Source organism: Pantoea sp. ANP04 (genome assembly GCF_041982285.1).
Lineage (GTDB): Bacteria > Pseudomonadota > Gammaproteobacteria > Enterobacterales > Enterobacteriaceae > Pantoea > Pantoea eucalypti.
The window spans coordinates 1-731 of sequence record NZ_JAUTYS010000052.1 but is presented as its reverse complement, the minus strand read 5'-3'; the positions used below and the strand labels follow the sequence as shown (position 1 = coordinate 731).

Annotated in this window: 1 protein-coding gene and 1 pseudogene; one reads left to right on the top strand and one right to left on the bottom strand. The window is 64.0% G+C overall.

The annotated features are described in order from the left end of the window. Window positions 1-198: pseudogene (locus tag Q7C21_RS22255) on the bottom strand (hypothetical protein); the annotation flags it as partial. A gap of 75 nt (window positions 199-273) precedes the next feature. Between Q7C21_RS22255 and Q7C21_RS22250 the strand changes: the two are divergent. Next, on the top strand, window positions 274-588 hold the full coding sequence (locus Q7C21_RS22250; RefSeq protein ID WP_102861641.1) for a hypothetical protein: 315 nt from the start codon (window positions 274-276) through the stop codon (window positions 586-588). The last annotated feature ends 143 nt before the right edge of the window (window positions 589-731 follow it).

Here is a 731-nt window from a genome sequence, read left to right as displayed (position 1 = left end):
CGAGTTCGGGCGCCCGGCGACCTTGCTGCAGGGAATCTGCGCCAGGGCGTCCTCGGAGCCGTGCATGCGGGTGTTCATCAATTGGCCGCCGTCGCCGCCCTGGATCTTGATGACGAAATCCTCACCGTATTCGAACAGGCACAAGGCACCGCCGTTGTCGGGAATCGCAGTGGTGTCCAGCAGTACGAAACGTTTCATGGAGATCTCATTGAGGAAGGCAAAAGCTCCCGGTTGGGAGTAGCCTGACGCCAGACAATAGCAATGGAGCCATTGATGAAGCGCACTATTCTAACGGTGATTGCCCAAGCGGCGCTCGCCCTGACCGCCGCCCTGGCGCTCAGTGCTGGCCCGGCCCTGGCCGACGAGCCGCAAAGCGCCCCGGTGGTGACCCCGACGCCGACCCTCGGCACCCCGGGCACGGCCACCCCCACGCCTTATCCGCAAGTGACCCCACCCAGCACGCCGAAAACCGGCAGCAGTGGCAGTGCGCCCTTGCTGCCGCCCATCGACATGCCCAAGCCGCCCAAGGATCAGACCCTGCCGGGGCTGGAGCAGAACGACAACAAGGCCAAGGTGCAAGGAGCCTAGATCTGCTGTGCGAGCAACTGGCCGTCGGCCATGCGCAGGCGCTTGGACAGGGAAATAGCCAGGGCGCGGATGATCTTGGCGGCGATCTTCGGCGCATCGTTGAGCATCTTCTCCAGGGAGTCCTTGCCCAGGTTGAGCAACTG